8 protein-coding genes and 1 pseudogene are annotated in these 7,847 nt (G+C 66.1%); 5 read left to right on the forward strand and 4 right to left on the reverse strand.

The genetic code is table 11. The features are described 5' to 3' along the window. Window positions 1-6 precede the first annotated feature (6 nt). Window positions 7-1,368, reverse strand: a complete 1,362-nt coding sequence (locus J9889_RS08925) for a GntP family permease (protein ID WP_223919610.1) — start codon at window positions 1,366-1,368, stop codon at window positions 7-9. A 165-nt stretch (window positions 1,369-1,533) separates the two neighbouring features. Here J9889_RS08925 and J9889_RS08930 point away from each other — a divergent pair, with 165 nt between their 5' ends. The 4 genes from J9889_RS08930 (at window position 1,534) to J9889_RS08945 (ending at window position 5,382) form a co-directional block, all read left to right on the forward strand. Continuing rightward, complete coding sequence (locus J9889_RS08930; protein ID WP_039039504.1) at window positions 1,534-2,043, forward strand: gluconokinase; 510 nt, start codon at window positions 1,534-1,536, stop codon at window positions 2,041-2,043. A 60-nt stretch (window positions 2,044-2,103) separates the two neighbouring features. Beyond that, a complete protein-coding gene (gene edd, locus J9889_RS08935; protein WP_180907125.1) occupies window positions 2,104-3,900 on the forward strand; it encodes a phosphogluconate dehydratase in 1,797 nt (598 codons plus the stop codon). A 9-nt stretch (window positions 3,901-3,909) separates the two neighbouring features. Then, window positions 3,910-4,551: a bifunctional 4-hydroxy-2-oxoglutarate aldolase/2-dehydro-3-deoxy-phosphogluconate aldolase gene (locus tag J9889_RS08940; protein WP_039039502.1), complete on the forward strand. Its 642-nt coding sequence runs from the start codon at window positions 3,910-3,912 to the stop codon at window positions 4,549-4,551. Window positions 4,552-4,689: 138 nt separating this feature from the next. Beyond that, window positions 4,690-5,382, forward strand: a complete 693-nt coding sequence (locus tag J9889_RS08945) for an AraC family transcriptional regulator (RefSeq protein WP_210556422.1) — start codon at window positions 4,690-4,692, stop codon at window positions 5,380-5,382. A 55-nt stretch (window positions 5,383-5,437) separates the two neighbouring features. On the opposite strand, the gene J9889_RS08950 is transcribed toward J9889_RS08945, so the two are convergent. Both J9889_RS08950 and J9889_RS08955 read right to left on the reverse strand, forming a co-directional pair. Next, window positions 5,438-5,827 (reverse strand): nuclear transport factor 2 family protein, encoded by a 390-nt coding sequence (locus tag J9889_RS08950; protein WP_210556423.1) that lies wholly within the window; start codon window positions 5,825-5,827, stop codon window positions 5,438-5,440. Window positions 5,828-5,937: 110 nt separating this feature from the next. Further along, window positions 5,938-6,945 (reverse strand): substrate-binding domain-containing protein, encoded by a 1,008-nt coding sequence (locus tag J9889_RS08955; protein ID WP_045522401.1) that lies wholly within the window; start codon window positions 6,943-6,945, stop codon window positions 5,938-5,940. 88 nt (window positions 6,946-7,033) lie between these two features. On the opposite strand from J9889_RS08955, the gene J9889_RS08960 reads away from it, so the two are divergent. After that, the gene (locus tag J9889_RS08960) at window positions 7,034-7,684 is read left to right on the forward strand and encodes a Qnr family pentapeptide repeat protein (protein ID WP_210556424.1); all 651 of its coding nucleotides are present in this window, start codon (window positions 7,034-7,036) and stop codon (window positions 7,682-7,684) included. A 38-nt stretch (window positions 7,685-7,722) separates the two neighbouring features. On the opposite strand, the pseudogene J9889_RS24045 reads toward J9889_RS08960, so the two are convergent. After that, a pseudogene (locus tag J9889_RS24045) lies at window positions 7,723-7,847 on the reverse strand (IS630 family transposase); the annotation flags it as partial.

The following is a 7,847-nucleotide window of genomic DNA, read 5'->3' on the forward strand; positions in this document are numbered from 1 at the left end:
TTTTCGTCAGAGGATGGCGCTGGCCGTGGCCACGATGAGGAAGGCGATGGTGCCGAGCAGGGTCTCCATCACGGTCCAGGTCTTGAGGGTGGTCTTCTCGTCCATGTTGAGGAAGCGGCTGACCAGCCAGAAGCCGGAGTCATTGAAGTGGGAGAGCACGGTGGCACCCCCGGCGATGGCGATGACGATGAAGGTCAGGTCCAGCTCGCTCAGGCCGGTGGTGGCGGCCACGGTCGGCGCCATCAGGGCGGCGGTGGTGGTCAGGGCCACGGTGGCGGAACCCTGGGCAACCCGCAGCGCGGCGGATACCAGGAAGGCCGCGAGGATCACCGGCATACCGGTATCGGAGAGGACGTCGGCCAGCGCGGTGCCGATGCCGCTCGCCCGCAATACGCCGCCGAACATGCCACCGGCACCGGTGACCAGGATGACGGCGCAGACCGGTGCCAGGGCGTCGTTGCAGAACTTCTCGAGCTGCACCTTGCCCTGGCTCTGGCGGAACATCCAGAGGGCGTACAGCACAGTGATGAGCAGGGCGACCGGGGTCTTGCCGACCATGCGCAGCACGTTGACCCAGTCCGCACCCTTGTCGATGACGCCCATGACGCCCAGGGTATTGAGGCCGGTATCCATGAAGATGAGCACCAGCGGCAGCAGCAGGATGGAGATCACCTGGCCGAAGCTCGGCGCCTTGTCGGAGATCTGCTCGGCACTGGCGGTGAAGCTCGGGGGCAGGGGCAACTCAAACTTCTTGCCGGACCAGAGCCCGAACAGGTAGGCACCCAGATACCAGGTGGGCAGCGCGACCAGCAGGCCCACGACGGTGAGCAGACCGATGTTGGCACCCAGCAGCTCGCTGGCGGCCACCGGGCCCGGGTGGGGCGGCAGGAAGGCATGCATCACCGCGAAGGCGCCGGCGGAGGGCAGGGCATACTTGAGGACGGAGCCGCCGAACTGCTTCGCCACGCTGAAGATGATGGGCAGCATGACGATGAGGCCGGCGTCGAAGAAGATCGGGAAGCCGAACAGCAGGGAGGCCACACCCAGCGCGAAGGGGGCGCGGTGGGAGCCGAAGCGGTTGATCAGGGTATCGGCCAGTACCTTGGCGCCCCCCGTCATCTCCAGGATCCGGCCTATCATGGCGCCGAGGCCGACCAGCAGCGCGACCGAGGCCAGGGTGCCGCCGAAACCGGTCAGCATGGTGGGGATCACCTGGTCATAGGTGACCCCGGTGGCCAGGGCCGTCAGCATGCTGACCAGGGTCAATGCCACGAAGGCATGTACCTTGAATCGCATGATCAGCACCAGCAACATGACAATGGCTCCGCCCGCTACCGAGAGCAGATAGGCGACATCGGGTGTGTTCATTGCTCCGTCCATAAAATTGTCCTCAAATGGTTCTAGTTGTTGTTCTGCACATTTCTGTGCTGCACTTCACATTGCGAAACGTTACCGGTAACATGTTACCGGTAACGTGGTAGCTTAGAACCCATCAGGCGAACGTTTTTTGAAAAGTGAGAGAGAGGTCAAATAATGGCGGGCAAGTGCATTATCGTGATGGGTGTGTGTGGCAGCGGCAAGTCCAGCATCGGCCTCAAGGTGGCCAATGCCCTGGGGGCCAAGTTCATCGACGGCGATGATCTGCACCCTCGCGCGAACATCCAGAAGATGGCGGCGGGCAACCCGCTCAACGACGAAGACAGGGCCCCCTGGCTGGAGCGGATCCGCGATGCGGCCTACAGCCTGGAGCGCAAGAACGAGCTCGGCGTCATCGTCTGCTCGGCCCTCAAGAAGCAGTACCGCGACCAGATCCGCGAGGGCAACGACTCGGTGAGTTTCCTGTTTCTGGATGGCAGCCAGTCCCTCATTCTCGAACGGATGCGGGCACGGCAGGGCCACTTCATGCGCGAAGCCATGGTACAAAGCCAGTTTGATACCCTGGAGCGACCGGATGGCGAGCCCGGCGTGTTTCGCATCGATATCGACGGGACCTTCGAACAGGTGGTCGACCGTGCCGTCACCGCGCTGACGCAGGCGCAATGAGCCATGTCGCGCGCCCGGCTGCGGCCGACCGCGCCCGTATATAGAGTTGGAGAGAAAGCTATGACCCATCCCGTGATCACCCAGGTGACCAACCGCATCCGCGAGCGCAGCACCGCCCGCCGTGCCCGCTTCCTGGCCCGCATCCAGCGCCAGGCCGATCAGGGCAAGACCCGCGCCTCCCTCTCCTGTGGCAACCTGGCCCACGCCGTGGCCGCCTCGAGCTGTGACGAGAAGGGGCGCATCCTCGACATGACCCGCGCCAACGTGGCCATCGTCACCGCCTACAACGACATGCTGAGTGCCCATCAGCCCTATCAGGGCTATCCGGACATCATCAAGGGCGCCCTGGCGGAGCTCGGCCACAGTGCCCAGGTTGCCGGCGGCGTGCCCGCCATGTGCGACGGCGTGACCCAGGGCCAGCCGGGGATGGACATGTCCCTCTTCTCCCGGGACCTCATCGCCCAGGCCACCGCGGTCTCCCTCTCCCACAACACCTTCGACGCCACCCTGCTGCTCGGTATCTGCGACAAGATTGCCCCGGGCCAGATCATGGGGGCGCTTTCCCACGCCCACCTGCCCACCGCCTTCGTGCCTGCCGGCCCCATGGCGAGCGGCATCAGCAACGACGAGAAGGTGAAGGTGCGCCAGCAGTACGCTGCCGGTGAAGTGGGCCGTGACGCCCTGCTCAAGATGGAGTGCGGCGCCTACCACGCGGCGGGCACCTGCACCTTCTACGGCACCGCCAACACCAACCAGCTGGTGTTCGAAGCCATGGGCCTGATGCTGCCGGGCTCCGCCTTCGTGCATCCGCACAGCGAGCTGCGCCACGCCCTCACCGAGGAAGCGGCCCGCCGCATCAGCGCCATGATCCCGGGCTCCCCGGCCTATCGCCCCCTGAGTGCGGTGATCGACGAGCGCGCCCTGGTCAACGGCCTGGTGGCCCTGCTCGCCTCCGGCGGCAGCACCAACCACAGCATCCACATGGTGGCGCTGGCCCGCGCCGCCGGGCTGGAGCTGACCTGGGACGACCTGAGCGATCTCTCCGACGTGGTGCCGCTCCTGGTGCGCATGTACCCGAACGGCCCGGCGGACGTCAACGCCTTCGAACAGGCGGGGGGCGTGCCCGGCCTGATGCGTCGTCTGGCCGAAGAGGGGCTGATCCACATGGATGCCACCCCGGTCTTCGGCGAGATGCAGGACTACCTCAGCCGTCCGGCACTGGTGGATGGCAAGCTGGTGTGGCAACCGGTGGGCGAGAGCGGGGATCCGAGCGTGCTCTCCCCCTCTGGCAGCGAGTTCCAGGCCACCGGCGGCACCAAGCTGCTGGCGGGCAACCTGGGCCGCGCCGTGGTCAAGGTTTCCGCCGTCGCGCCCGAGTATCGAGTCATCGAGGCCCCGGCCCGGGTCTTCTCCTCCCAGCATGCGGTGGAGGCGGCCTACAAGGCTGGTGAGTTGAACCAGGACGCCGTCATCGTGGTGCGCCACAACGGCCCGGCCGCCAACGGCATGCCGGAGCTGCACAAGCTGATGCCGGTGCTTGGCAACCTGCAGAAGGCGGGTCACAAGGTGGCTCTGGTCACCGACGGTCGCCTCTCCGGCGCCTCCGGCAAGATCCCGGCCGCCATCCACGTCACCCCGGAAGCCCTGCACGGCGGGGCCATCGGCCTGCTCGCCAATGGCGACCTGCTGCGGGTGGATGCCGAGTCAGGCCGCCTCGACTGCCTGACCGATTTGAGTGGCCGTACCCAGGCCGAGATCGACCTCACCCTGGAACAAGAGGGGTGGGGCCGTGAACTGTTCAGCGTGATGCGTCGCGCGGTATCGAGCGCCGAGTGCGGCGCCACCATCTTTGACTAAGGAAGAGCTATGCAGAACTGGAAAGTGACCCCTGCCGAGGTGTTTGCCGCCTCCCCCCTGGTACCCGTGATGGTCATCAACGACCTGGAGCAGGCCCTGCCGATGGCCAAGGCGCTGCTCGACGGCGGCATCTCGGTGTTCGAGATCACCCTGCGCACCCCGGTGGCGCTGGACGCCATCGCCCTCATCGCCAAGGCGATGCCGGATGCCATGGTCGGTGCCGGTACCGTGCTCAACTGCGCGCAGTTTGATGCCGCCGTCGCTGCCGGTGCCCGCTTCGTCATCTCCCCGGGCATGACCCCGGCCCTGCTGGCCCACGCGGCCAAGAGCACGGCGCCGCTGATCCCGGGGGTGGCCACCCCGTCCGAGGTGATGCAGGCGCTGGAAGCGGGCTACGACCACCTCAAATTCTTCCCGGCCGAGGCGAACGGCGGCACCAAGGCACTCTCCGCCATCGCGGCGCCCCTGCCCCAGGTGAAATTCTGCCCCACCGGCGGCATCGGCCCGAAAAACGTGGCCGACTACCTGGCGCTGAAATGTGTGGCCACCGTCGGCGGCTCCTGGATGCTGCCGGCAGACGCCGTCAAGAGCGGCAACTGGGAGGAGGTGACCCGCCTCTCACGGGAAGCGGTTGAATTGGTTAAACGCTAAGCAAATATCGTTTAGAAAAATTAAACAGGCCACCCCCGGGTGGCCTGCTGTTTTTCCGCCCCCGGAGGGGGTGGGCCGTTTGCTTCCGGCCTTGCCCTGGCTTAAGGTCGGGGGCTGCCCCTCTCCCCTGGAACCTTTATGTCCTGTCTGCATCCATCCTACCCGCAAGGGCACTTCACCGCGCTGCACTGCCACCCCCATGCCCAATACTGCTATCTGCACGACGGGGGCGGCATCATCACGGGGCGAGGGGAGGGAGAACTGCTGGTGGCGGGCCAGATCTGCTTTATTCCGGCGGGGTGGGAGCACGAGTTTCGCGTGCTGCGCCGCTCCCGACTCTCCCTCCTCTATGTGCCGACGTCGGCCCGCACCGCCTTCGGCCCCTTGCAGGCCAGCCCGCTGCTGGCGGGCCTCTTCGCCCGCCTGCCCGAGCTGGCCGAGGGGGAGGTGAAGGGGGCCTATCTGACAGTGCTTTGCCAGGAGCTGGAGCGCGCCGACCCGCTCGCGGCGCGCATTCCCCTCACCGGGGAGCTGGACCCGCGCCTGCTGCGGGTGCTGGACAGGGTGTGCCAGGCACCCGCCATCCATCTGACGCTGACGGCGCTGGCGGCAGATTGCGGCGCCTCGGTGCGCACCCTCAACCGGCTCTTCCTCCAGCAGCTGGGGTGCAGCTTTCGCCAGTGGCGGGAGCAGGTGGTGCTGGGACGGGCGCGCCAGTTGCAGCACCGGGGGCTCACGCTGGCCCAGATCGCCGATCGGCTCGGCTACGAGGATCCCGGCGCCTTGTCCCGCGCCCTCCAGCGCCTTGCCCGGCGCGAACCGGCGGCCTGAGGGCGCATTGTCTGCCTTCCTGCCCGCCATGGCGGTGTCTGCGGGTTGCCGGCAGTCAGCACCGTGAGCCGATATCCGCATCCTCCTTGCTGCCTGCCAGCAGACAGGTCACCTCGTCGGTGTGGCAGATCCGGTCGCCGCGAAAGGTGAAGAGGCCGCTCACCTTGCAGACCAGGGTGCCGCCGTCCTGGCGGGTGGCCCGTACCACATGGGTCGAGTGTACCCGCGCCCCCTGCGCCAGGGTGGCGACAAACTCGATGCTCGCCCCGGCCAGATGGCGGCGCAGTGTGGCGATGTGCTGGTGAAACGCCGGGTAGTCGAGCCGCTCGCCGTTCACCTCCTGGCAGTAGTCGGGGGTGAACCAGGCGTCGAGCTCCGCCAGGGGGAAGGCGGGATCGCAGATGACGCGCTGCAGGCAGGCTTTCAATCGTTCGGTGTGGTGCATGGTCTGCTCCTGACAGGGTGGATGGAGGAGCCAGCATAGGCCAGGGGGCGGCAAGGGGAGAGGGGAGAAGGCGCCATCATGGCGGTCGAACGCGCCATGATTGCCGGGGATCAGCCGAGGCTTTCCCCCTCATAGAGGGAGAAGCCGATGTCTTTGCACCTGGTCGCCAGCGGCTGGCCGCCGAGGCGGGCCAGCAGCATGATGGCGGCTTCGCGACCTATGGTCTCGCGGGGGGTGACGATGCTGGCGAGCTTGGGGGTCATGGCGTGGCCGATGTCGAGGGCGTTGCTGCCGGCAATGGCCACCTGCTGGGGCACCGGGATCCACCTGGCCTGGCATTGCAGCAGGGCCCCCACCGCCAGGTCGTCGTTGGTGCAGAACAGGCCGTCGAGATCGGGGAAGCGCGCCATGGCCTGGGCCAGCAGCTCTCCCCCCAGGGTGAAGCTGGAGGATTGCTCCGTCAGCAGGTGCTGGCCGGTCAGACCGAAATCGGCCATCGCCTGGTAGTAGCCTTCCATTCGCAGCTGGGTGCGCACGTCGAGCCGGGCGCCGAGGTAGATCACCTTGCGCCGTCCCCGGCGCAGCATCTCTGTTACCATGGCCCGGGCGGCGGCCCGGTGATCCATGCCCACCACCATGTCGATGGGGGAGAGGGGCAGATCCATGGTCTCCACCACCGGGATGCCGGCGGTGGCGATCATCTTGCGGGTGCGCTCGGTGTGCTGGGTGTCCGAGAGGATGAGCCCGTCCACGTTGTAGGAGAGGAGCGAGGCGATCTGCTCCTCCTCCCGCTCCGGGCTGTAGCCGTAGTGGGCGAGCAGGGTCTGGTAGCCGGCGGGCCGGGTCACCGCCTCGATGCCGTGGATCACCGCCGAGAAGACTTGGTTGGAGAGGGAGGGGATCAGGATGCCGATCGCCTTGCTGGTGGCGTTCGACAGCATGTCCGGCGCCCGGTTCGGGATGTAGCCGAGCTCCTCCACCGCGGCGGCGATGCGCTCGCGGGTTCCTTCGGCCACGGCGGACGGGTCGCGCAGGTAGCGGCTGACGGTCATCTTGGTGACACCGGTCAGGTCGGCAATGTCCTGCAGGGTAGGGCGGCGCTTGCGGGTGTCATTCATCTGGGGATCCGGCAAAAAATGTTACACGTAACATTACCGTTTTTGCACGGCAATGTCAGCATATGACGCCATCAACAGGGGGCAGGGGATGATCAAGGGCAGGTGCTTCGAGGGGGTCCACTTCGAGCAGCAGGAGGTGGAGGGGGAGCAGTTCCAGGGGTGCCGCTTCATCGGCTGTCACTTCTCCTGGCTCGATCTCGGGGAGAGCCGCTTCGTCGACTGCAGCTTCTATGACAGGGAACGGGAGCTGGGATGCCTGTTTCAGGGCTGCGATCTGCGGGAGGCGAGCTTCCTGCGCTGCGATCTCACCCTGGCGGACTTCGGCCGCAGCCAGTGTCTTGGGCTGGAGATGCGCGACTGCCAGGCCATGGGGATCAACTTCGCCCATGCCAGCTTCGCCAACCGGATCACCGCCAAAAGCTATTTCTGCGAGGCCCACCTCACCGGCAACAACTTCAGTTACGCCAACTTCGAAAGCTGCCTGCTGGAGCGGTGCGAGCTTGCCGGCAACCGCTGGCAGGGGGCCAACCTGCTGGGCGCCTCCCTGGCAGGCTCGGATCTCAGCGGCTCCGAGTTCGGGCAAATCGACTGGACCAGCTTCAACCTGCAAGGCTGCGATCTGCGCCAGTGCGATCTGCCCGGCCTGGATCTGCGCCGGGTCGACCTCGCCGGGGTGCGGATCAATGAAGATCAGCAGCAGGGGCTGCTGGAGCAGATCGGGCTGGTGGTCTTCCCCTGAGCGGGGTGGAAAAGAGGTAATACCAATCGGATTAAACATTAGGTCAGTTTTATCCAATCTCGGCTACAAAGTGACATCACCCGCTCCACATCGGCAATAAAGTGCTTCCAGGCCGATGTGCAGGCATCAAGGATGTCGTCGTAATCCTTGAAGCTGCGATTAG

Source organism: Aeromonas sp. PrichA-15 (assembly GCF_017939245.1).
Taxonomy (GTDB): domain Bacteria; phylum Pseudomonadota; class Gammaproteobacteria; order Enterobacterales; family Aeromonadaceae; genus Aeromonas; species Aeromonas caviae.

Bases quoted from the DNA above. Each gene is read 5' to 3' on its own strand.
- edd (WP_180907125.1), top strand. From the start codon at position 2,104: ATGACCCATCCCGTGATCACCCAGGTGACCAACCGCATCCGCGAGCGC.
- J9889_RS08955 (WP_045522401.1), bottom strand. From the start codon at position 6,945: ATGAATGACACCCGCAAGCGCCGCCCTACCCTGCAGGACATTGCCGAC.
- J9889_RS08930 (WP_039039504.1), top strand. From the start codon at position 1,534: ATGGCGGGCAAGTGCATTATCGTGATGGGTGTGTGTGGCAGCGGCAAG.
- J9889_RS08950 (WP_210556423.1), bottom strand. From the start codon at position 5,827: ATGCACCACACCGAACGATTGAAAGCCTGCCTGCAGCGCGTCATCTGC.
- J9889_RS08960 (WP_210556424.1), top strand. From the start codon at position 7,034: ATGATCAAGGGCAGGTGCTTCGAGGGGGTCCACTTCGAGCAGCAGGAG.
- J9889_RS08940 (WP_039039502.1), top strand. From the start codon at position 3,910: ATGCAGAACTGGAAAGTGACCCCTGCCGAGGTGTTTGCCGCCTCCCCC.
- J9889_RS08925 (WP_223919610.1), bottom strand. From the start codon at position 1,368: ATGAACACACCCGATGTCGCCTATCTGCTCTCGGTAGCGGGCGGAGCC.
- J9889_RS08945 (WP_210556422.1), top strand. From the start codon at position 4,690: ATGTCCTGTCTGCATCCATCCTACCCGCAAGGGCACTTCACCGCGCTG.